The sequence below is a fragment of the Nocardioides convexus genome, assembly GCF_011090295.1.
This window is the reverse complement of sequence record NZ_JAAMYA010000001.1, coordinates 925,815-946,495: the sequence shown is the minus strand read 5'-3', so window position 1 is coordinate 946,495 and position 20,681 is coordinate 925,815. Positions and strand designations below refer to the sequence as shown.

Below are 20,681 nucleotides of genomic sequence, written 5' to 3'. Positions count from 1 at the left end.
CCTGGTGGACGCGGCCGTCCACGAGAAGGTGATGGCCGAGGCGGAGCGGATCAAGGGCTGGGGCGAGGCCGCCGAGCGGACCGCGCGCGACGAGGTCAACCAGCCGACGATCAACAACTGGCTCGAGGCGATGGGCCTCGACAGCCCGCGCTTCTCGGCCGGCGAGGCACCGCCCTCGATGGCCCAGGTGTGGACGATGTACGGCCTCGGCGGCAAGCCGTCCGAGGACGACCCGCTGCACGCGATGATGCGGGCGCTGACCGAGGCCGGCTTCACTGCGGTGCTGGGCACCAACTGCGAGCAGTCCTACGACCGCTACCTGCGGGTGGGGGAGCGGGTGCGGGTGACCACCGCGCTCGACTCCGTCGTCGGGCCGAAGGCCACGGGGATGGGCGTCGGCTACTTCGTGACCTCCCGCAACACCTGGTACGTCGCCCATCCGGACGGGCGCGACGAGCGGGTGGCGACGATGCTCTTCCGGGTCCTGAAGTTCGTCCCGAAGGGTGCGTCGTGAGCGGCCCGGTGCGCCCGGTCGTGAACCGGGACAACGCCTACTTCTTCGAGGGCACCCGCGCGCAGGAGCCTGCGCATCCAGAGGTGCAACGCCTGCGGGGTGCTCCGCCACCCGCCCGGCCCTGCGTGTCCTGACTGCGGGGCCTTCGACCGCGGCTTCGTCGTCGCGGGGGGGAGAGGGCACGGTCTTCTCCTACCTGGTCCACCACGCGCCCCAGGTGCCCGGCAAGGAGCCTGCCGCTGGTCATCGCCCTCGTGGACCTCGACGAGGGCGTGCGGATGGTGGCCGAGGTGACCGGTCCCGTGGAGATCGGCGACCGGCTGCGCGTGGGCTGGAACGTCGTCGACGACGAGCCTGACCCTCCCGATCTGGACGAAGGTGGATGCACGATGAAGGTGGGAGACCGGCTCCCCGAGTGGAGCCTGCCGATCACGCCGACCCTCGTGGTCTCGACGGCGATCGCGACCCGCGACTTCCAGGACGTCCACCACGACCGGGACGTCGCGCAGGCGGCGGGCTCGAAGGACATCTTCGTCAACATCCTCACCTCCACCGCGCTGTGCGAGCGCTACGTCACCGACTGGGCTGGGCCCGACGTGCAGGTCCGGGGCATCGCGATCCGTCTCGGCGCGCCGGCGTACCCGTACGACACCTTCTCCTTCACCGGCGAGGTCACCGAGGTCGCCGACGGCGAGGCGACCATCAAGGTGGTCGGCGCCGTCTCGCTCGGCGAGCACGTGATCGGCACCGTCAGGATCGCCGCGTGAGCGCCCGGACCCTGTCCGGCAAGGCCGCGATCGCCGGGATCGGGGCCACGGAGTTCTCCAAGGACTCGGGTCGCTCCGAGCTCCAGGCTCTCGGTCGAGGCGGTCCGCCACGCCCTGGCGGACTGCGGACTCACGCCCGCGGACGTCGACGGCCTGGTCACCTTCACCATGGACACCTCCTCCGAGATCGCCGTGGCCCGCGAGACTCGGCATCCCCGAGTCTGCGCTTCTTCAGCCGGATCAACTACGGCGGCGGCGCTGCCTGCGCCACGGTCCAGCAGGCCGCGATGGCCGTCGCCACCGGCGTCGCCGACGTCGTCGTCGCCTACCGCGGCTTCAACGAGCGCTCCGGTGACCGCTTCGGCCAGGTCTCGGCGTGGGCTGCCCAGCAGGTCAACACCAACGGCCTGGACAACGCCTGGACCTACCCGCTCGGGCTCTCGACCCCGGCCGCGACGGTCGCGATGCAGGCTCGCCGCTACATGCACGAGTATGGCGCCACCTCCGCCGACTTCGGCGCGGTCGCCGTCGCGGACCGCCGTCACGCCGCCACCAACCCGGCCGCCTTCTTCTACGGCAAGCCGATCACCCTGGAGGACCACCAGGCCTCACGGATGATCGCCGATCCGCTGCACCTGCTCGACTGCTGCCAGGAGTCCGACGGTGCCCAGGCGATCGTCGTCGTCTCCGCGGAGCGGGCCCGCGACCTGGCCCAGCGGCCGGCGTACGTCACCGCCGCGGCCCAGGGCTCGGGTCGCGACCAGTTCGTGATGACCTCCTACTACCGCGACGACATCGGCATCCCCGAGATGGGCGTCGTCGGCCGCGAGCTCGTGGCGCCAGTCCGGGCTCACCCCTGGCGACCTGCCGATGGCGATCCTCTACGACCACTTCACGCCGTACGTCCTCATGCAGGCTGGAGGAGCTCGGCTTCTGCGGCCGCGGCGAGGCCAAGGACTTCGTCAAGGACGGCGCGATCGAGGTCGGCGGGCGGTTGCCGATCAACACCCATGGCGGCCAGGCTCGGCGAGGCCTACATCCACGGCATGAACGGCATCGCCGAGGCGGTGCGCCAGGTGCGCGGTACGTCGGTCAACCCCGTCCGCGACGTGGAGCACGTGCTGGTCACCGCGGGCACCGGCGTGCCGACGAGCGGGCTGGTCCTCAGCGCGTGACGTGCGGCTCGCCCGGCACGTGGTAGAGCCGGCCCTCCTGGGCCTTCACCGTCGCGACCAGCACGAAGCTCATCGTGACCAGCAGGGCCCACGCGCCCAGGCTTCGAGGTGTGCACGACCTCCCACACCTCCACCTGCCCGGGGTAGCGCCACGCGTCGAGCAGGGTGGCGAGGTTCTCGGCGAGCCAGAGGAAGAAGCCGATCAGCAGGAAGGACAGGGCGAGCGGCATCCGGTAGCGGGCGTCGCCGACGGTGAAGTGGACCGCGCACCGGCGCAGCACCCACAGCCCCGCGAGGGCCAGCGGGACCCGCAGGTCGGGGATCCAGTGGTGGGTGAAGAAGTTGGTGTAGATCCCGATCGCCACCAGCGTCACGGGCAGCGCCGGGTAGTGCGAGACGCGCAGGTCGAAGCGCCGCCAGGCCTGGCAGATGTAGGAGCCGACGGCGGCGTACATGAACCCGGAGAAGAGCGGCACACCGGCGACCATGGTCACCGCGTCGCCGGGGTAGACCCACGAGCCGACGTGCACCTTGAACGACTCCAGGCCGAGGCCGAGGGCGTGGAAGGCGAGGATCACCAGCACCTCCCGCCAGGTCTCCAGGCCGGCGGCCCAGAAGCCGAGGGTCAGCAGCACGCACCACACCAGCAGCGCGTCGTACCGCGCCACCGGGAGCGGTACGACGAAGGCGAGCGCCAGCCCGGCGAAGACGCCGATGGCGAAGGCGCACGACTGCGACTCCAGCCAGCCGAAGCGCACCAGGCTGGCCGACGAGACGGCGCACCTGCGCTACTCGACCCAGGAGTTGTCGTGCTCGGCCATGAACGCCGCGCGCTCCTCCGGTGTCCACTGCTCGCCGCGGGCGAGCCGATCGAGGCCCTCGAAGTAGGGCTCGCGCGGTGCGCCCGGCGCGAAGTGCAGGAGCATCGAGGCGGGCGCACCGGACTCGTTGCGGAAGCCGTGGACGCCGCCGGGCGGCACGTGCACGAAGTCCCCGGGTCGGTAGTCGGCCCACTGCTCCCCGTCGTGGATCCGGATCTCGCCGTCGAGGACGTAGAACGACTCGGCCATCGTGCGGTGGAAGTGCGGGTCGGGACCGCTCACGGCGGAGGAGAACTCCCAGCGGTAGAGCCCGAACAGGCCGCCGGTGGCCTCGCCACGGGCGAGGTAGTGGACCCGGTTGCCGTTGGGGTAGACCAGGTCGGCCGCGGTGTCGCCCGGGCGCGCCCAGGCCGAGACCTCGCCGTCGCCGTCGTAGAGGGGCGGGGGATAGGACATGCCGTCACCGTACGACGCGCGCCTTACTCCGAGCGGGAGGCGGCACCCACGCCGATGCCGACCGCGATGCCGAGCAGCACGCCGAGGATCAGCAGCACGAACTGGTCGGTGGCGAACCACAGCAGGACGCCGCCGAGGGCACCCAGGCCGAGCCACGTCCAGTTCATCCTTCGACGGTAGCCCGGGTGTCCACGTGACCGGTCCCACACGCGGAGTCCCACAGGTCTGTGGGACGATGGCGAGAAGAGCCTTGCGTGCTCTGGGGTCGGTGAAAAATCCGAGCCGGCGGTGACAGTCCGCGACCCGATCGCAGCCAGCGATCGGTTGACCAGGTGGAATTCCTGGACCGACGGTCAAAGTCCGGATGGGAAGTGCACGCACGAGCGTCCGACGGACGAGCCGGCTTGTCGAGCCGCCGCCCGCCGTACGTCCTGCAAACCCCGGAGTCCGCAGCATCGGACGACGAGAGGCCAGCAGTGACCAGCAAGCTTCACCCGGGAGTACGACGCGATGCGTCGCGCCCTCGCCCTGGCGGCGAGCCCCGGAGTCCCACTCCACCCGAACCCGCGGGTCGGCTGCGTCCTGCTCGCCGACGACGGGACGGTCGTGGGGGAGGGCTACCACCACGGCGCCGGCACGCCGCACGCCGAGGTGGAGGCGCTGAGGGTCGCCGGCGACCGCGCCCGGGGGCGACCGCGGTCGTCACCCTGGAGCCCTGCAACCACACCGGACGCACGGGCCCCTGCGCGCAGGCCCTCATCGCTGCCGGCGTACGACGCGTGGTGATCGCCCAGCGGGACCCGAACCCGCTCGCCAGCGGCGGTCGCGACACCCTGCTCGCCGCCGGGATCGAGGTGGAGGACGGCCTGCTCGCCGCGGAGGCGGCCGAGGTCAACCGGGCATGGACCTTCGCGCACCTGCACGGCCGGCCCTACGTGACCTGGAAGTTCGCGACCACCCTCGACGGGCGCAGCGCGGCGGCCGACGGTTCCTCGCGCTGGGTCTCCTCGCTGGCCGCCCGTCGCGACACGCACGTCCTGCGCGGGCTGTGCGACACGATGATGGTCGGCACCGGCACGGTCGCGATCGACGACCCGCAGGCTCACCGTGCGCGACGAGCACGACCGCGACGTCGCCCACCAGCCGCTGCGCGCGATCGTCGGTGAGCGCGAGATCCCCGCCGGCAGGCGGGTCCTGGACGACGCGGCCGAGACCGTGCACCTGCGCACCCACGACCCGGTCGAGGCGCTGCGCACGCTCTACCGCGAGCACGACCGCCACCACGTCTTCCTCGAGGGCGGGCCCACGCTGGCCGCGGCCTTCCTGCGGGCGGGCGTGGTCGACGAGGTCGTCACCTATGTCGCGCCGCTGCTCCTCGGTGCCGGCGCCTCGGCGGTCGGCGACCTCGGAATCACCACCATCGGGGACGCGTTGCGCCTCGAGATCGTCGACACCACCGTCGTCGGAGAGGGCGCGGACGCCAACGTCCGCCTGGTCCTCCGGCCCAGCAAGGAGGACTGAGCGTGTTCACCGGCATCGTCGAGGAGTTCGGCACCATCGAGGCGATCGAGGACCGGGGCGACGCCCTGCGCCTGACCATCGCCTCCGACATCACCCTGTCCGACGCGGGTCTGGGCGACTCGATCGCGGTCAACGGCTGCTGCCTGACCGTCGCGGAGCGCACCGACGGCACCTGGACCGCCGACGTGATGGCCGAGAGCCTCGCCAAGACCAGCCTCGGCGACCTGGCCGTGGGCGACCGGGTCAACCTCGAGCGGGCCGTCACCGCGGAGAAGCGCCTCGGCGGGCACATCGTCCAGGGCCACGTCGACGCGGTCGGCGAGGTCGTGCGCCGTACGCCCAGCGAGCACTGGGAGATCGTGGAGATCGCGATGCCCGCCGAGCCTCGGCCGCTACCTCGTCGACAAGGGCTCGATCACCGTCGACGGCATCTCGCTCACGGTCGTCGAGGCCGGCGAGACCACCTTCACCGTCAGCCTCATCCCCGAGACCCTCGCCCGCACGACGCTCGGCTTCCGGGCGCCCGGAGAGCGGGTCAACCTCGAGGTGGACGTCATCGCCAAGCACGTCGAGAAGCTCGTGCGTGCCTACACCAGCAAGGAGAACTGAGATGTCCGTGCGACTGGACGACGTGGAGCGGGCGATCGCCGACATCGCGGCCGGCAAGGCGGTCGTGGTCGTCGATGACGAGGACCGCGAGAACGAGGGCGACATCATCTTCGCCGCCAGCAAGGCGACGCCGGAGGCGATGGCGTGGACGATCCGCTATTCCAGCGGCGTGATCTGCGCGCCGATGCCCGGCGCCATGCTGGACCGGCTGGAGATCCCGCTGATGACGCCGCACAACAAGGACGCCTACCGCACGGCGTACACCATCTCCGTCGACGCCCGTGACGGTACGACGACCGGCATCTCCGCTGCCGACCGGGCGCACACGGTGCGGGTCCTGGCCGACTCCGCGACCGAGCCGTGGGAGCCTGACCCGGCCTGGGCACGTCTTCCCGCTGCGCTACCGCGAGGGCGGCGTGCTGGTGCGCCGCGGGCACACCGAGGCCGCGGTCGACCTGTGCCGGCTGGCCGGGCTCACCCCGACCGGGGTCCTGGTCGAGGTGGTCAACGACGACGGCACGATGAAGCGCGCGCCCGAGCCTGCGCGAGTTCGCCGACGAGCACGGCCTGGCGATGATCTCGATCGAGGACCTGGTCCGCTACCGCCGTCGCGTGGAGCGGCACGTGGTCCGCGAGGCCGAGACCCGGCTGCCCACGCGGCACGGCGACTTCACCGCGATCGGCTACACGATCACCGTCGACGGCAGCGAGCACGTCGCCCTGGTCCACGGCGACCCGGCGACGTTGACCGAGGACGGCCCGGTGCTGACCCGGGTGCACTCGGAGTGCCTGACCGGCGACGTCTTCGGCAGCAACCGCTGCGACTGCGGACCCCAGCCTGGACGAGGCCCTGGAGCGGATCGTCGCCGAGGGCCGCGGTGTGGTCGTCTACCTGCGCGGCCACGAGGGCCGCGGGATCGGCCTGGTCGCCAAGCCTGCAGGCCTACCAGCCTGCAGGACGGCGGCCGTGACACGGTCGACGCCAACCTCGACCTGGGCCTGCCCGCCGACGCCCGCCACTACGGCGCCGCGACCCAGATCCTGAAGGACCTCGGGGTCGAGGAGGTCCGGCTGCTGACGAACAACCCCGACAAGGTCTCCTCGCTGGAGGACTACGGGATCAAGGTCGCCGAGCGTGTCCCCTTGACGCCGCACCCGAACGACCACAACCTGTCGTACCTTCTCACCAAGCGCGACCGCATGGGCCACGACCTCCCCGACCTGGAGGCGCCCGACCTCGAAGGAGCCAACTGACATGGCCGGACACGGTGCCCCCGACCTCGCCCCCGTCGACTGCCACGACCTGCGGGTCGCGGTGGTGGCGGCCAGCCTGGCACAGCGTCGTCATGGACGGGCTGATCGCCGGCGCCCAGCGGGCCTTCGCCGACCACAAGCTCGAGGCGCCCGTGGTGGTGCGGGTGCCCGGGGTCTTCGAGCCTGCCGGTCACCGCGGCGGCCCTCGCGCCGTCGTACGACGCGGTGATCGCGCTGGGCGTGGTCATCCGGGGCGGCACCCCGCACTTCGACTACGTCTGCAACGCCGCCACCGACGGCCTCACCCGGGTCTCGCTCGACCACCACACGCCGGTCGGCTTCGGCGTGCTCACCTGCGACAACGAGGAGCAGGCGCTGGACCGTGCGGGCCTGGAGGGCTCGAACGAGGACAAGGGCTACGAGGCGGCGTCGGCCGCGCTGCAGACCGCCGCGACGCTGAAGAAGATCCGTTCGCGCGGCTACACGGGCTGAGACCGGGCGCGGGGAGCCGACGGCCACGCCGTAGGCTCAACCCCCGTGAAGACGTTCGACGAGTCTGTTCGCAGAGCCTCAGCGAGAAGGCACAGACGCGGCCCGAGGGGTCCGGCACCGTCCGGGCGCTCGACGCCGGCGTCCATGCGATCGGCAAGAAGCTCGATCGAGGAGGCCGCTGAGTCCTGGATGGCCGCCGAGCACGAGGGCAAGGACGCCACCGCGCTGGAGATCAGCCAGCCTGCTCTACCACGCCCAGGTCCTCATGATCGCGAGCGGACTCTCGCTCGAGGACGTCTACACCCACCTCTGAGGAATCACCCGATGCTGAAGATCGCCGTCCCCAACAAGGGCGCCCTGTCCGAGGCTGCCTCGGGCATGCTGCGCGAGGCGGGCTACGCCCAGCGCACCGACTCCAAGCAAGCTCACCAAGATCGACCCCGACAACGAGGTCGAGTTCTTCTACCTCCGTCCCCGCGACATCGCGCTGTACGTCGGCGAGGGGACCCTCGACGCGGGCATCACCGGCCGCGACCTGCTCCTGGACTCCCACGCCACCGCCACCGAGGCGCTGCGACTCGGCTTCGGGCGCTCGAAGTTCCGCTACGCCGCCCGCCCGGGCACGGCGAGTCTCGGTCGCGGACCTCGCGGGCCTGCGGATCGCCACGTCGTACGACGGGGTGGTGAAGCGGCACCTGGCCGAGCAGGGGGATCGAGGCATCCGTCGTACGGCTGGACGGTGCGGTGGAGACGAGCATCCAGGCTCGGCGTCGCCGACGTCATCGCCGACGTCGTGGAGACCGGCAGCACCCTGCGCAACGCGGGTCTGGAGGTCTTCGGGGAGGTGATCCTCGAGTCCGAGGCGGTGATGATCACCCGGGTGGGCGCCGAGCCCACGGGCGTGGAGACCTTCACCCGGCGGCTCCAGGGCGTCCTGGTGGCGCGGTCCTACGTGATGATGGACTACGACATCGAGGCCGCGAAGGTGGAGCAGGCCACGGCGCTCACGCCCGGCATCGAGGGCCCGACGGTCAGCCCGCTGCGCCGCGAGGGCTGGGTCGCGGTCCGGTCGATGGTCCAGCGGGCCACCGCGCAGCGCACCATGGACGAGTCTCTACGCGCTGGGTGCGCGCGCGATCCTCACCACCGACATCCACGCCTGCCGGCTCTGATGACCCAGCAGCCCACGACTCCCCCCGCCCTGCCGCACACCTGGCGGCCCTTCGGCCCACGGATGGCGGCGCTGGTCTTCGGCATCGTGCTCGTCGGCGCCTTCGTGTGGCTGTGGGTGAACTTCGACCCGGACACCCAGGCCTCGGTCAACGTCTACGAGCGCGGCACCGTGATCGCGATCGTGCTCGGCGGCCTGGCCCTGCTCAACGCACTGGCCCGTTCCCGCGTGGTCGCTCGCGAGGACGGTCTCGTCGTCGTCAACGGCTACCGCAAGCGGGTGCTGCCGTGGTCCGAGGTCGGCACCCTGCGGATGCCCCAGGGCGCGCCCTGGCCGCACCTGGAGCAGGGCGAGGACGAGCGGGTGGCCCTGATGGGCATCCACGCCTCCGACGGTCAGCGCACCGCCGTCGCGGTCCGGGAGCCTGCGCGCGGTCGTCGCCGCCCACACCGGCTGATCCCTCAGGCGGCCCGGATGCCCCAGGTCGCCGCGAAGGACGCACCCGGCTCCAGCACGACGAGGTCGTCGCCGGAGTTGAACGCGTCCGGGGGTGCGGTCATCGGCTCCACGGCGACACTCACGCGGGGCGTGGCGGTGTCGTCGGCGGTGTAGACCTGCAGCCACCGGTGGTGCTCGTCGACCCAGAGGTCCACCCCGGCGCCGTCCGCGCGCAGCCGCACCGTCGCGAGGCCGTCCGCGTCCCGGTCCAGGTCGGTCAGGGCGTGGTTGAGCACGGTCCCGCCGAGTCTGTCCGTGCAGCCCGGCGAAGGGCACCCGGCCGGTCGGCAGCAGCCGCTCCTCGTCCACGTCGAGCGCGGTGCGGGCAGCCAGCCCGACGTCCCACCCGTCGACGGGCCCGGGGCCTGCGAGCAGGTACGGGTGCGCCCCCGAGGCGTACGGCGCGGGCGAGTCCGCGAGGTTCGTCGCGGCCTGCGTGACGCTCAGCCCGTCCGGGCCCAGCGCGTAGGTGGTGCGCAGGTCCAGCGCCCACGGGTAGCCGGTCTGCGCGGGCAGCAGGTAGCCCAGGCTCCAGCAGCGCCGGCTCCTCCCGCACGACGGTCCACGACACCCAGCGCACCAGCCCGTGGGAGGCGTTGTGGCGCTTCGGCTCGGTCAGCGCGAGTCGCTGGGTGCTGCCGGCGAAGTCGTAGCGCCCGTCGCGGATCCGGTTGGGCCAGGGGACCAGCAGGCTGCCCGCGACCGCCGGACGGCATCGCGTCCTCGGCGAAGCCGTCGACCAGGTCGCGGCCGTCGTGCCGGAGCACGCGCAGCACCCCGCTCTGGGTGACGACGGCGTCGTAGCCGTGGGCGGACAGGTGGTGCTGCTTCCCGGTCGGTGCGCTCACGCAGCCAGCCTAGGTGCGGATCACCACGTCGGCGCGGGCCCGGGTGTCCTCGCGCGTGTGCAGCGCCTCCTCGTCGGCGAGCCAGTCTGCCCAGTACCGCTGCTGGTCCTCGCCGTCGCGGGCGCGCCACCGGGCCAGGCGGACGTCGCGGTCGGCCTCCACCCACACGAGCAGCGTCACCAGGTCGTCGTACGACGCCGCGGCGGACCCGACGCCCTCCAGCACCAGCAGCGGCCCCGGCTCGACGGTGCGGGTCTCGGCCCAGCCGCCGTCGTACCAGTCCCAGCGGCGCCAGGTGCCGGGCCGGCCGGCCGCCAGCGGGCGCAGCAGCGCCTCGACCGATCGGCCCAGCCCGGGCAGCCCGCGCCAGCCCTCCAGCATCTCGTCGGTGCCGAGCACCACGGCGTCGGGGGCGAGCGCGGCGAGCGAGCGGGCGAGCGTGGTCTTGCCGGAGCCCGCCAGGCCGTCGACGCAGATCAGCCGGCCCGCGCCGAGGGTGGGCGGCGCGGCGAGCGCCCGGGCGAGGATCTCAGAAGGCGAGGCCGTGGCCACGGTAGGTCGCGACCTCCTCGACGAAGCGCTCGCCCTGCGCGAGCAGCACGGTGTGCCCGTGCTCGAAGGGCTCACCGGACTTCGCGTGCCGGAACCACACCAGGTCGCCGATCGACAGCGTCGGTGCATTGGTGCCCACGAGCGGGGTCTGCACCTCGCCAGCGCCCTCCAGGGACGTGAGGCTCAGCCCGGCCGGCGCCCACGGCGTCGGCACCCGGTCGGCGCCGGCCGGGCCGGACGCGATCAGCCCGCCGCCGTGCACGGTGGCGACCTCGGCGTTGGGCCGCCGGGTCACCGGGAGACCGAAGAAGGCCGCCGGCTGGGGGCTGAACGACTGGTAGTGGTCGAAGAGGGTGGGCCCGAACAGCCCGGAGCCCGCGGTCACCTCGGTGACGACCGGGTCGCTCGCGGAGGACTCGATCGAGCCCGAGCCGCCGGCGTTCCAGAACGCCAGTCCCGCGAAGTCGCCGTGCCCGGCGAGCGCGTCCAGCGCCTCCCCGATGGCCGTACGGCGCACCTCGAGTCTGCGCCACGGAGAGCCTGCTTGATCTTGCGCACGATCGCCGACTTCGCCCGCTGGTGCGGCACGTCGTCCGGCACGCCGGCGACCTGGCCCTCGTAGGTCATCACCCCGACCAGCCTGGAAGCCCGGGCGGTCGATCACCGCGCGGGCCAGGCTCGACGACCGCCCCGACGTCGTAGAGCGGGGAGCGCTTGGGGCCGACCGCCTGGCCACCCCAGCGCAGCCCGGCGTCCACGTCGAGCGCGACCCGGACCGGGACGGCGGTGGAGGCGCGCAGCGCGTCGACCACGTCGAGGTGAGCGGCGTCGTCGATCATGATCGTGATCCGCGAGGCGGCCCGCGGCGAGGCCACCAGCGCGCTCAGCGCGGCCCGGTCGACGCTCGGGTAGGCCACCACCACGTCGTCGCTGACGTCGTTGTCGACCAACCACAGCGCCTCGGCCAGCGTGTAGGCGAGCACCCCGGCGAACCCGGGTGCCGCCAGCGCGCGGCTGATCAGCGCGGGCACCCGCAGCGACTTCGAGGCGACCCGGATCGGCGTCCCGCCCGCGCGGCGGGCGAGGTCCGCGGCGTTGGCGTCGAAGGCGTCGAGATCGACGACGAAGACCGGCGTGGAGAGCGGAGTGGGCCAGGCCTGCACGGCCTCGCCCAGGCGCCGCCAGAGGCGGTTGCGAGCGACGTACGAGTGGTGCACGTTCGTCATGCTTCCACGGATGCGAGACTTCTCCGGTGACCGAACCGCCGGAGCAGCGCCGTCTCCAGGGCTCCGCGTACGTCCACGACGACGGCTCCGCCGATCCCGCCCTCACCGCCGTCCTGCAGGGGTACGACGCGGGCGCGGCGTCGTACCCGGAGGCGATCGGGGTGCTCGCCGGTGCCCGGCTGCTGGTGCCCGTGGTCGCCCTGCTGGGCGAGGTGGAGACCGGCGCGGACGGTCTGGCGCGGGACAAGTCGAGCGACATGGCCGCCGTGCTGCTGACCGGTGCCGACGGCAGGCTGGCGCTGCTGGCCTTCACCGGCCTCGCCACGCTCACCGCCTGGGACCCGCAGGCGCGTCCGGTCCCGGTCGCCGCCCGGACGGCTGCCGCGACGGCCGTGCAGGAGGGCGCCGACGCCCTCGTGGTCGACATCGCGGGCCCGCACCGCTTCGTGCTCTCCGGTGACGACCTGCACCGGGTGGCCGCGGGCTGGACGCCGGTGCGGCTGGAGGACGGTGGCTGGGGCTGGTTGGGTGCGCCCGTCGACGAGCACCTCGCCGATTAGCCGCTCGCCGATTAGCCCCTCGGGGAACAAAGGGTCTAGCATCTGGCGTTGACCGATCTGTCATGCCCTCACGGGGATGGCAGATCCTACAAGCGGGGACCAGCACCATCGTCTCCCACCCGCAGCGGCCGCCAGGTCGTCGGGTCCGGTCCATGGAGAGCAGCGACAGCATTTCGCCGCGGCTCGTGACTGGCTTCCGCTTGGACTAGCGGGAGCCTCTTCTCATTTGCAGGACCGAAGACCTCCCGACCGACCGAGTTTGGAGGACACATCAGCACCGAGCCTGCGCATCAACGAGCGGATCCGGGTTCCCGAGGTCCGTCTCGTGGGACCCAACGGCGAGACCGTCGGCATCGTCCCCACCGACCAGGCACTCAAGGCTCGCGCAGGAGGCCGACCTGGACCTGGTGGAGATCGCCCCGATGGGGAAGCCCCCTGTCTGCAAGGCTCATGGACTACGGGAAGTTCAAGTACGAGAACGCCCAGAAGGCCCGTGAGGCGCGACGGAACCAGACCAACGTCATCATCAAGGAGATGAAGGCTCCGGCCGAAGATCGACGCGCACGACTACGAGACCAAGAAGGGTCACGTCGTTCGCTTCCTCAAGGCCGGCGACAAGGTCAAGATCACCATCATGTTCCGCGGCCGCGAGCAGCACCGCCCCGAGCTGGGCTACCGGCTGCTGCAGAAGGCTGGCCGAGGACGTCACGGAGCCTCGGCTTCGTGGAGTCCAACCCCAAGCAGGACGGCCGCAACATGACCATGGTCATCGGCCCGCACAAGAAGAAGGCCGAGGCCAAGGCCGAGGTGAAGGCCGCCAAGGAGGAGCGTCGCGCCGAGCGCGAGGCCGAGGCGGCCATCGACGCCGCCGCCCAGGCGGAGCGGGTCGCCCAGAAGCCGGCCGCCCAGAAGAAGGAACGTGGTCGCTCGGAGAACCTCGATCCCGAGATCGACGCCTGAGACCGACGCGAAAGAGAAGGAAGACACGAGATGCCGAAGAACAAGACGCACTCCGGTGCCAGCAAGCGGTTCAAGGTCACGGGCAGCGGCAAGATCCTGCGCGAGAAGGCCGGCAAGCGCCACAACCTCGAGAAGAAGGCCTCCAAGGTCACCCGTCGCCTGACCGGCACGGTCGAGGTTGCCAAGAACGACGTCCCGCGCGCGAAGAAGATGCTCGGTCTCTGACCGGCCCTTCGCACTGAGCACTGAAACAAGGAGTTAAGAGATGGCACGCGTCAAGCGCGCAGTGAACGCGCAGAAGAAGCGTCGTACCACCCTCGAGCGGGCCAGCGGCTACCGCGGCCAGCGCTCGCGGCTGTACCGCAAGGCCAAGGAGCAGGTCACCCACTCCCTGGTCTACAGCCTACAACGACCGCAAGAAGAACAAGGGCAACTTCCGCCGCCTGTGGATCCAGCGGATCAACGCGGCCGCCCGCGCCGAGGGCCTGACCTACAACCGCTTCATCCAGGGCCTGAACCTGGCGGGCATCGAGGTCGACCGCAAGATCCTCGCCGACCTCGCGGTCAACGAGCCGGCCGCGTTCTCGGCCCTGGTCGCGCAGGCCAAGGCCGCGCTGCCCGAGGACGTCAACGCCCCCAAGGTCTCCGCCTGATCGTCGGGACCCGAGCATGACTCCTCTGAGCGCGGGCAACGCCCGCGTCAAGGAAGCACGCAAGCTGCACCGCCGTCCGGAGCGATCCGGGCGGCGGTGTTTCCTTGCCGACGGCCCGAAGGCCGTCGAGGGCGCGCTGGAGGCCGGCGTGGTCGTGGAGGTCTTCGCGACCCCTGACGCCGCCGTCCAGCACGACGCCCTGCTGGCCGGTGCCCCGGTCACCCTCGTCGACGAGCGAGCCCTCGGCGGGCTCAGCGACAGCGTCAACCCGGCCGGGCTGGTCGCGGTGTGCCGCTTCCTCGACGGCGCCCTGCCCGAGCGGCCCGGGCTGCTGACGATCTGCGCCGACGTGCGCGACCCCGGCAACGCCGGCAACGTCATCCGCACCACCGACGCAGCGGGCGGGGACGGTGTGGTGCTCGCCGGCGACGCCGTCGACGCCTACAACCCGAAGACCGTGCGGGCCAGCGTCGGCAGCCTGTTCCACCTCCCGGTCGTCGTCGAGCGCGACCCGGCCGCTGCCGTGCGCGCCGCGCAGGCCGCGGGCCTGACCGTGCTGGCCGCCGACGGCGGGGGAGAGGTCGACCTGTTCGAGGCCGACGAGCCTGCTCGCCCGGCCCACGGCCTGGCTGTTCGGCAACGAGGCGTGGGGCCTGCCCGCCGAGCCTGGCGGCGCTGGCCGACCACCGGGTGCGGATCCCGATCCTGGGCCGGGCGGAGTCACTGAACCTGGCCACCGCGGCCTCGGTGTGTCTCTACGCCAGCGCACGCGCCAGAATGGGCTAGTGGCCACCTCCGTCGACGCGCTCGACCTGCTGCCCGACGGCGTCGTCGTCGCGGACGCCGGGGGAGCGGTGACCGCGATCAACGCCGTCGCCGCCCGGATGCTCGGCGTCGAGCAGCCCGGCGCGCTCGGCCACCCGCTGGCCGAGGTGCTGGCCCTCACCGACCACGACGCGCAGGCGTGGACCGCCGCCAACGCGCCGTATGACGGGCTGCGGACCCGCTCCGGCGTGCCCGAGCAGTCCTGGCTGCTCCCCGACGGCACCGAGGTCCTGGTGACCGCCCGGCTGCACCGCGCGGCCCGCAACGGGCCGGTGGAGTCGGTGGCGATCTCGCTGCGCGCGGGCCGCGGCCGGGCCCGGCTGGACCGGGACCGCTCCGACCTGGTCGCCACCCTGGCCCACGAGCCTGCGCTCGCCGCTGACCGGTGTGAAGGGCTTCGTGCACGCCCTGCTCAACCGCTGGGACAAGGCTCAACGACGAGCAGAAGAAGCTCATGCTCACCACTGCGGGAGCCGATGCCGACCGGCTCAGCCGGCTGATCGCCGAGCCTGCTCGACGTCGCCCGGATCGACACCGGCCGGCTGCAGCTGCACCGCCAGCCGGTGGACCTGGAGCCTGCGGGTCACCCGGGTCCACGACTCGATCGCCGTGGCCACCTCGACACCCATCGAGGTGCAGGTCGAGCCGGACCTGCCGAAGGTCGACGCCGACTCCGACAAGGTGATGCAGGTGCTCACCAATGTGGTCGAGAACGCCGTGCGGCACGGCAGCGGGACGGTGCGGATCTCCGTCGAGCGCTGGACCGAGGACCCGTCGTACGTCGCGGTGGTGGTGACCGACGAGGGCGAGGGCATCCCGGTGGAGCCTGCGCCAGCGGGTGTTCACCAAGTTCTGGACCGCCAGCAAGGGCGGCGGGTCCGGGCTCGGGCTCTACATCGTCAGCGGACTGGTCAAGGCGCACGGCGGTGTGGTGACCGTGGACGACCGGCCGGGCGGCGGAGCCCGGGTGGTCACCGCCTGGCCCGTCGCGGAGACAGGAGAAGACCGATGAGCACGAGCGACCAGCCCGCCGACGTCCTGCGCCGCTACCTGGCGGCCTCCCGCGAGGCCCTGCTCTGGAAGCCTGGACGGCCTCGGCGAGCGCGACGTGCGCCTGCCGCGCACGCCCACGGGCACCAACCTGCTGGGCATCGTGCTGCACTGCGCCAACGTCGAGATCGGCTACTTCGGACCGACCTTCGGCCGTGCCTGGCCCGAGCCCGGCCACCCGTGCCTGATCCCCGACGATGCCTACGAGATCCGACCCGCAGGCGGACTGGTGGGTGCCGGCGGACATCTCCGCGGCGGACGTGATCGACTTCTACCGCGCCGCCGGGAGGTTCAGCGACGCGGTCTTCGACGAGTCGCCGCTCGACGCCGTGGGCCGGGTGCCGTGGTGGCCCGAGGAGCGCGCGGAGGTCCGCCTGCACGCCATCGCGGTGCACGTGCTGAGTGACATCGCCCGCCACGCCGGGCATGCCGACGTGCTTCGCGAGCAGGCCGACGGGGCCGCCGGGATGCGCGCCGCGGCGAGCAACCTGCCCGACGGCTTCGACTGGCCGGCGTACGTCGACCGGCTGACCGGGATCGCCGACGGCTTCGCCGACTGATACCGGTTCGCGCCCGGGGTCCGGGCCTTCCTAGACTTGGCCCACGATGTCTGGCCCTAACACTGACTACGACCCTGTGGAGGTCGCCGCCGTGAGCCCTGCCGAGGTGGAGGCCGCGCGCGACGCCGCACTGGCCGCGATCGCCGCCGCCACCGACCTGGAGCAGGCTCAAGGTGGTGCGCACCGAGCACACGGGCGACCGCTCGCCGCTGGCGCTGGCCAACCGCGAGATCGGCGCGCTGCCCCCGCAGGCGCGCAAGGAGGCGGGCCAGCGCGTGGGCCAGGCCCGGGGTGCGGTCAGCAAGGCGCTCGCCGCCCGGCAGGCCGAGCTCGAGGTCGAGAACGAGGCGCGGATCCTCGTCGAGGAGGCCGTCGACGTCACGCTGCCGACCGATCGGCAGCCGGCCGGTGCCCGGCACCCGCTGACCACCGGCGCCGAGCCTGATCGCCGACATCTTCGTGGCGATGGGCTGGGAGGTCGCCGAGGGCCCGGTCATCGAGGCCGAGTGGCTCAACTTCGACGCGCTCAACATGGGCCCGAACCACCCCGCGCGCACCACCCAGGACTCGATCTGGACCGCGCCGGAGGAGAACCACGTGGTGCTCCGCACCCAGACCAGCCCGGTCCAGGCGCGCACCATGCTCACCCGCCAGCCCCCGATCTACGTCGTGTGCCCGGGGCGGGTGTTCCGCGCCGACGAGTACGACGCCACGCACTCTCCGATGTTCCACCAGGTCGAGGGCCTGGTCATCGACGAGGGCATCTCGATGGCGCACCTCAAGGGCACCCTCGACCACTTCGCCAGCCAGATGTTCGGTGAGGGCATCACCACGCGCTTCCGCCCGTCGTACTTCCCCTTCACCGAGCCGTCGGCCGAGGTCGACCTGATCTGCTTCGTCTGCCGGGGCGTCGACTCGGAGTCCTGCCGCACCTGCCGCGGCGAGGGCTGGATCGAGTGGGGTGGCTGCGGCATCGTCAACCCGCGCGTGCTCCAGGCGTGCGGCGTGGACTCCGAGCGCTACTCCGGCTTCGCGTTCGGCATGGGCATCGACCGGACGCTGATGTTCCGGCACGGCCTGGAGGACCTGCGCACCCTCTTCGAGGGCGACGTGCGCTTCACGACGGCATTCGGGAGTGAGCTGTGAAGGCCCCTGTCAGCCTGGATCCGCGAGCTCGTCGACCTCCCCGCGGAGGTCACCACCGAGACGCTCACCGATCGGCTCACCGCGCTCGGCCTCAAGGCTGGAGGCGATCACCGCCGCCGGTGCGGGCATCACCGGCCCGCTGGTGATCGGCAAGGTGCTCACGATGGAGCCCGAGCCGCAGAAGAACGGCAAGACGATCAACTGGTGCAGGGTCGACGTCGGTGAGGCCAACGGCACGGGCGAGCCGCAGGGCATCGTCTGCGGCGCCCACAACTTCGCACCCGGCGACCTGGTCGTGGTGATCCTGCCCGGCGGCGTGCTGCCGGGGAACTTCGAGATCTCCGCGCGCAAGACCTACGGCCACGTCTCCGCGGGCATGATCTGCTCGGTCCGCGAGACTCGGCATCGGCGACGACCACGACGGCATCCTCGTGCTGCCGCCCGACGCGGGCGCGCCCGGCGACGACGCGTTCGGCCTGCTCGGGCTCGACGAGGAGGTCATCGAGTTCGAGATCAACCCCGACCGGGCCTATGCGCTGTCCCTGCGCGGGGTGACCCGCGAGGCGGCGCTCGGCTTCGGCGTACCGTTCACCGACCCGGCGCAGCGCACCCTGCCCGAGCCGGATGGCGGCGCCTGGGAGGTCGTCGTCGACGACCCGGCCGGCTGCCCGGTCTTCGCCGCCCGGCTGGTGAGCGGCTTCGACCCGGCCGCGCCGACCCCCGACTTCATCAAGCGCCGCGTCGAGCAGGCAGGCATGCGCTCGATCTCGCTCGCCGTCGACGTGACCAACTACGTCATGCTCGGACTCGGCCAGCCCATCCACGGCTACGACGCCGACAAGGTCGCCGGTGCGCTCGGTGTCCGCCGCGCCCGGGAGGGTGAGAAGCTCACCACCCTCGACGACGTCGTGCGCGAGCCTGAGCCCCGAGGACCTGGTCATCACCGACGACTCCGGCCCGATCGGCCTGGCCGGTGTGATGGGCGGTGCCACGACCGAGATGTCGGCGACCACGACGCGGGTGCTGATCGAGGCGGCGCACTGGGACGCCGTGTCGATGTTCCGCACCGGCAAGCGCCACAAGGCTCACCTCCGAGGCCGGCAAGCGCAACGAGCGGGGTGTCGACCCGTTCCTGCCCGGAGTCGCGGCCGACCGCGTCGTCGAGCCTGCTCGTCGAGCACGGCGGCGCGACCGCCGAGCCCGGCTTCACCCTCGTCGGGACCGCCCCCGAGCGGCCCACGATCACGATCGCCACGGACCTCCCGGCGCGGCTGAGCGGCATCGACATCTCCGCGATGACCACGGTCGAGCACCTGCGCGCGATCGGCGCGACGGTGAGCGAGTCGGGCGAGTCGGGCGCCGGCACGGTCGACGTCGTCCCGCCGAGCTGGCGCCCGGACCTCAACGACCCCTACGACCTGGTCGAGGAGGTCGTCCGGATCGTCGGCTACGACCAGGTCCCGAGCATCGTCCCGCGTCGCGCGAGCGGCCGCGGCCTGACCCGCACCCAGCGGCTGCGCCGCCGGATCGGCCGCACCCTCGCGGGTGCCGGCTGCGTCGAGGTGGTGAGCCTTCCCGTTCGTCGGTGGGGCCACCTTCGACCGGCTCGGCCTGCCGGCCGACGACCCGCTTCGCACGACCGTCGACCTGGCCAACCCGCTCTCCAACGAGGAGCCGTCCTACACCACGACCCTGCTCCCCGGGCTGCTCGACGCCGCCGGCCGCAACGTGGGACGGGGTGCACCGGGCGTCGCGCTCTTCGAGACCGGCACCGTCGCCTTCCCCTCCGACAACGGCCCCGCGCCGATCTACGGCGTGCACACCCGCCCGAGCGAGGCGGAGCCTGGAGAAGCCTGTTGGAGGCGCTGCCCGTCCAGCCGTTGCACCTGGCCGTGGTCCTCGCCGGCGAGCGCACCCGCTCCGGCTGGTGGGGCGCGGGCACGGACGCGGCGTGGAGCGATGCCCTGGCCGTCGTACGACGCCTGGCCGACGAGCTCGGTGTCCGCATCGACGTGGCGAGCGCCGCCCGGATGCCCTGGCACCCCGGCCGCTGCGCCGCGATCTCGGTGGACGAGGTGCTCATCGGCCACGCCGGCGAGGTGCACCCCAACGTGTGCAAGGCCTTCGGCCTGCCGCCCCGCAGTGCCGCCGTCGAGACTCGACCTGGACGCGCTGATGGCCGCGGCCGACGAGGTGACGCCGGGCCCGGTGTTCTCCACGATGCCGCTGGCCAAGGAGGACGTCGCGCTGGTCGTCGACGACGCGGTCACCGTCGCGGCCGTCGAGGCGGCCCTGCGTGAGGGCGCCGGCGAGCCTGCTGGAGTCGCTGCGCCTCTTCGACGTATACACCGGCGAGCAGGTGGGTGCCGGGAAGAAGTCGCTGGCGTTCGCGCTGCGCTTCCGCGCTCCCGACCGCACGCTCACCGAGGCCGAGACCGGCGCCGCGCGGGACGCCGCAGTGGCGGCCGCGGCCGAGCGGGTGGGAGCCGTCCAGCGCTGACCCCGCACCCCCGGTTGCACGAAAACATGCAGAGGCCTGTATATTCATGCACATGAGCAAGGTTCGGGTCGCGGTCGCCGGCGCCAGCGGGTACGCAGGCGGCGAGGTGCTGCGGCTGCTGCTGGGACATCCGGGCGTCGAGATCGGCGCCCTCACCGGCGCCAGCAACGCCGGTGAGCGTCTCGGCGCGCTGCAGCCGCACCTGGTGCCGCTCGCCGAGCGGGTGCTGGAGCCGACCACGGCCGACGTGCTCGCCGGTCACGACGTGGTCTTCCTCGGCCTGCCGCACGGGCAGTCCGGCGCACTCGCCGCGGAGCTCACCGCGCGCGACGCCGACGTCGTGGTCGTCGACTGCGGCGCGGACTACCGGCTGGAGGACGCCGCCGCGTGGGAGCGGTTCTACGGCAGCGCCCACGCCGGCACCTGGCCCTACGGCCTGCCCGAGTCTGCCCGGCAACCGGGAGGCGCTGCGTGGGACCCGCCGGGTCGCCGTCCCGGGCTGCTACCCGACGATCTCCTCGCT

General features: G+C 72.3%; 19 protein-coding genes, 15 pseudogenes and 1 riboswitch. Of the genes and pseudogenes, 25 read left to right on the top strand and 9 right to left on the bottom strand.

From position 1 onward, the window contains the following. The first annotated feature begins 4 nt into the window (after positions 1-4). Genes G5V59_RS06970 through G5V59_RS06960 form a run of 3 tightly spaced genes read left to right on the top strand, consistent with a single transcriptional unit; the run spans position 5 to position 1,281 of the window. A complete protein-coding gene (locus G5V59_RS06970) occupies positions 5-514 on the top strand; it encodes a MaoC family dehydratase N-terminal domain-containing protein (RefSeq protein ID WP_278255984.1) in 510 nt (169 codons plus the stop codon). Next, positions 504-872: a hypothetical protein gene (locus tag G5V59_RS06965; protein WP_278255983.1), complete on the top strand. Its 369-nt coding sequence runs from the start codon at positions 504-506 to the stop codon at positions 870-872. The genes G5V59_RS06970 and G5V59_RS06965 overlap by 11 nt, the downstream gene beginning before the upstream one ends. Then, positions 769-1,281, top strand: coding sequence for a MaoC family dehydratase (locus tag G5V59_RS06960; protein WP_278255982.1), 513 nt, complete (start codon positions 769-771; stop codon positions 1,279-1,281). Before G5V59_RS06965 ends, G5V59_RS06960 begins: the two co-directional genes overlap by 104 nt. Before the next feature lie 1,033 nt (positions 1,282-2,314). Here G5V59_RS06960 and G5V59_RS06955 read toward each other — a convergent pair. Genes G5V59_RS06955 through G5V59_RS06945 form a run of 3 tightly spaced genes read right to left on the bottom strand, consistent with a single transcriptional unit; the run spans position 2,315 to position 3,900 of the window. Continuing rightward, positions 2,315-3,214, bottom strand: a complete 900-nt coding sequence (locus G5V59_RS06955; protein ID WP_278255981.1) for a DUF817 domain-containing protein — start codon at positions 3,212-3,214, stop codon at positions 2,315-2,317. 30 nt (positions 3,215-3,244) lie between these two features. Continuing rightward, positions 3,245-3,733, bottom strand: coding sequence for a cupin domain-containing protein (locus G5V59_RS06950; RefSeq protein WP_278255980.1), 489 nt, complete (start codon positions 3,731-3,733; stop codon positions 3,245-3,247). A 23-nt stretch (positions 3,734-3,756) separates the two neighbouring features. Continuing rightward, entirely contained in the window at positions 3,757-3,900 is a 144-nt protein-coding gene (locus tag G5V59_RS06945; RefSeq protein ID WP_278255979.1) for a hypothetical protein, read from the bottom strand. A gap of 83 nt (positions 3,901-3,983) precedes the next feature. Next, a riboswitch (FMN riboswitch) is annotated at positions 3,984-4,114 on the top strand. Positions 4,115-4,243: 129 nt separating this feature from the next. Between G5V59_RS06945 and G5V59_RS06940 the strand changes: the two are divergent. From G5V59_RS06940 to hisG, 8 genes and pseudogenes are all read left to right on the top strand, one after another. Next, positions 4,244-4,458: pseudogene (locus G5V59_RS06940) on the top strand (riboflavin biosynthesis protein RibD); the annotation flags it as partial. Next, a complete protein-coding gene (gene ribD / locus G5V59_RS06935; RefSeq protein ID WP_278259687.1) occupies positions 4,441-4,899 on the top strand; it encodes a bifunctional diaminohydroxyphosphoribosylaminopyrimidine deaminase/5-amino-6-(5-phosphoribosylamino)uracil reductase RibD in 459 nt (152 codons plus the stop codon). The pseudogene G5V59_RS06940 and the gene ribD, both read left to right, overlap by 18 nt. Next, positions 4,841-5,254 (top strand): dihydrofolate reductase family protein, encoded by a 414-nt coding sequence (locus G5V59_RS06930; protein ID WP_278255978.1) that lies wholly within the window; start codon positions 4,841-4,843, stop codon positions 5,252-5,254. Before ribD ends, G5V59_RS06930 begins: the two co-directional genes overlap by 59 nt. Before the next feature lie 2 nt (positions 5,255-5,256). After that, a pseudogene (locus G5V59_RS06925) lies at positions 5,257-5,863 on the top strand (riboflavin synthase). 1 nt (position 5,864) lies between these two features. After that, positions 5,865-7,117: pseudogene (locus tag G5V59_RS06920) on the top strand (bifunctional 3,4-dihydroxy-2-butanone-4-phosphate synthase/GTP cyclohydrolase II). 1 nt (position 7,118) lies between these two features. Next, positions 7,119-7,609 (top strand): annotated as a pseudogene (gene ribH, locus G5V59_RS06915) (6,7-dimethyl-8-ribityllumazine synthase). 128 nt (positions 7,610-7,737) lie between these two features. After that, positions 7,738-7,922: pseudogene (locus G5V59_RS06910) on the top strand (phosphoribosyl-ATP diphosphatase); the annotation flags it as partial. Positions 7,923-7,976: 54 nt separating this feature from the next. Continuing rightward, positions 7,977-9,191 (top strand): annotated as a pseudogene (hisG, locus tag G5V59_RS06905) (ATP phosphoribosyltransferase); the annotation flags it as partial. 50 nt (positions 9,192-9,241) lie between these two features. Here the strand turns inward: hisG and G5V59_RS06900 are convergent. The 6 genes and pseudogenes from G5V59_RS06900 to G5V59_RS06875 all read right to left on the bottom strand — a co-directional run bounded on the left by G5V59_RS06900 (position 9,242) and on the right by G5V59_RS06875 (position 11,841). Further along, a complete protein-coding gene (locus tag G5V59_RS06900) occupies positions 9,242-9,514 on the bottom strand; it encodes a hypothetical protein (RefSeq protein WP_278255977.1) in 273 nt (90 codons plus the stop codon). Positions 9,515-9,611: 97 nt separating this feature from the next. Continuing rightward, positions 9,612-9,725 (bottom strand): annotated as a pseudogene (locus G5V59_RS06895) (aldose epimerase); the annotation flags it as partial. 154 nt (positions 9,726-9,879) lie between these two features. Continuing rightward, positions 9,880-9,945: pseudogene (locus G5V59_RS06890) on the bottom strand (hypothetical protein); the annotation flags it as partial. Positions 9,946-10,135: 190 nt separating this feature from the next. Next, complete coding sequence (locus G5V59_RS06885) at positions 10,136-10,678, bottom strand: 4-amino-4-deoxy-L-arabinose transferase (protein WP_278255976.1); 543 nt, start codon at positions 10,676-10,678, stop codon at positions 10,136-10,138. Further along, positions 10,656-11,342, bottom strand: a complete 687-nt coding sequence (locus G5V59_RS06880; RefSeq protein ID WP_278255975.1) for a hypothetical protein — start codon at positions 11,340-11,342, stop codon at positions 10,656-10,658. The genes G5V59_RS06885 and G5V59_RS06880 overlap by 23 nt, the downstream gene beginning before the upstream one ends. After that, on the bottom strand, positions 11,305-11,841 hold the full coding sequence (locus tag G5V59_RS06875; protein WP_278255974.1) for an alanine racemase: 537 nt from the start codon (positions 11,839-11,841) through the stop codon (positions 11,305-11,307). Before G5V59_RS06875 ends, G5V59_RS06880 begins: the two co-directional genes overlap by 38 nt. Before the next feature lie 89 nt (positions 11,842-11,930). Between G5V59_RS06875 and G5V59_RS06870 the strand changes: the two genes are divergently transcribed. The 14 genes and pseudogenes from G5V59_RS06870 to G5V59_RS36060 form a co-directional block, all read left to right on the top strand. Beyond that, complete coding sequence (locus G5V59_RS06870; protein WP_278255973.1) at positions 11,931-12,464, top strand: SseB family protein; 534 nt, start codon at positions 11,931-11,933, stop codon at positions 12,462-12,464. A gap of 76 nt (positions 12,465-12,540) precedes the next feature. Further along, positions 12,541-13,002 carry a hypothetical protein gene (locus tag G5V59_RS06865; protein ID WP_278255972.1) on the top strand — a complete coding sequence of 154 codons (462 nt, stop codon included), beginning with the start codon at positions 12,541-12,543 and terminating at the stop codon, positions 13,000-13,002. A 15-nt stretch (positions 13,003-13,017) separates the two neighbouring features. Next, positions 13,018-13,224 carry a translation initiation factor IF-3 C-terminal domain-containing protein gene (locus tag G5V59_RS06860; protein WP_278259686.1) on the top strand — a complete coding sequence of 69 codons (207 nt, stop codon included), beginning with the start codon at positions 13,018-13,020 and terminating at the stop codon, positions 13,222-13,224. A gap of 230 nt (positions 13,225-13,454) precedes the next feature. Beyond that, positions 13,455-13,649 (top strand): 50S ribosomal protein L35, encoded by a 195-nt coding sequence (gene rpmI, locus G5V59_RS06855; protein ID WP_028654205.1) that lies wholly within the window; start codon positions 13,455-13,457, stop codon positions 13,647-13,649. Positions 13,650-13,689: 40 nt separating this feature from the next. After that, positions 13,690-14,077, top strand: a pseudogene (gene rplT, locus G5V59_RS06850) (50S ribosomal protein L20). 16 nt (positions 14,078-14,093) lie between these two features. Continuing rightward, a pseudogene (locus tag G5V59_RS06845) lies at positions 14,094-14,863 on the top strand (RNA methyltransferase). Continuing rightward, entirely contained in the window at positions 14,863-15,402 is a 540-nt protein-coding gene (locus G5V59_RS06840; RefSeq protein ID WP_278255971.1) for a PAS domain-containing protein, read from the top strand. Before G5V59_RS06845 ends, G5V59_RS06840 begins: the two are co-directional and overlap by 1 nt. Positions 15,403-15,586: 184 nt before the next feature. Continuing rightward, positions 15,587-15,700, top strand: a pseudogene (locus G5V59_RS06835) (PAS domain-containing sensor histidine kinase); the annotation flags it as partial. A 40-nt stretch (positions 15,701-15,740) separates the two neighbouring features. Then, positions 15,741-15,914, top strand: a complete 174-nt coding sequence (locus G5V59_RS06830) for an ATP-binding protein (RefSeq protein WP_278255970.1) — start codon at positions 15,741-15,743, stop codon at positions 15,912-15,914. 96 nt (positions 15,915-16,010) lie between these two features. Continuing rightward, positions 16,011-16,064 (top strand): annotated as a pseudogene (locus G5V59_RS06825) (hypothetical protein); the annotation flags it as partial. Between the two features lie 148 nt (positions 16,065-16,212). Further along, positions 16,213-16,512, top strand: coding sequence for a DUF664 domain-containing protein (locus G5V59_RS06820; RefSeq protein WP_278259685.1), 300 nt, complete (start codon positions 16,213-16,215; stop codon positions 16,510-16,512). Positions 16,513-16,558: 46 nt separating this feature from the next. Next, a pseudogene (pheS, locus tag G5V59_RS06815) lies at positions 16,559-17,658 on the top strand (phenylalanine--tRNA ligase subunit alpha). 6 nt (positions 17,659-17,664) lie between these two features. After that, positions 17,665-20,158: pseudogene (gene pheT / locus G5V59_RS06810) on the top strand (phenylalanine--tRNA ligase subunit beta). A 46-nt stretch (positions 20,159-20,204) separates the two neighbouring features. Then, a pseudogene (locus tag G5V59_RS36060) lies at positions 20,205-20,552 on the top strand (N-acetyl-gamma-glutamyl-phosphate reductase); the annotation flags it as partial. Between the last annotated feature and the right edge of the window lie 129 nt (positions 20,553-20,681).

Coding starts and splice junctions, on each gene's coding strand:
- G5V59_RS06865 (WP_278255972.1), top strand. CDS start 12,541: ATGGCAGATCCTACAAGCGGGGACCAGCACCATCGTCTCCCACCCGCA.
- G5V59_RS06945 (WP_278255979.1), bottom strand. CDS start 3,900: ATGAACTGGACGTGGCTCGGCCTGGGTGCCCTCGGCGGCGTCCTGCTG.
- rpmI (WP_028654205.1), top strand. CDS start 13,455: ATGCCGAAGAACAAGACGCACTCCGGTGCCAGCAAGCGGTTCAAGGTC.
- G5V59_RS06950 (WP_278255980.1), bottom strand. CDS start 3,733: ATGTCCTATCCCCCGCCCCTCTACGACGGCGACGGCGAGGTCTCGGCC.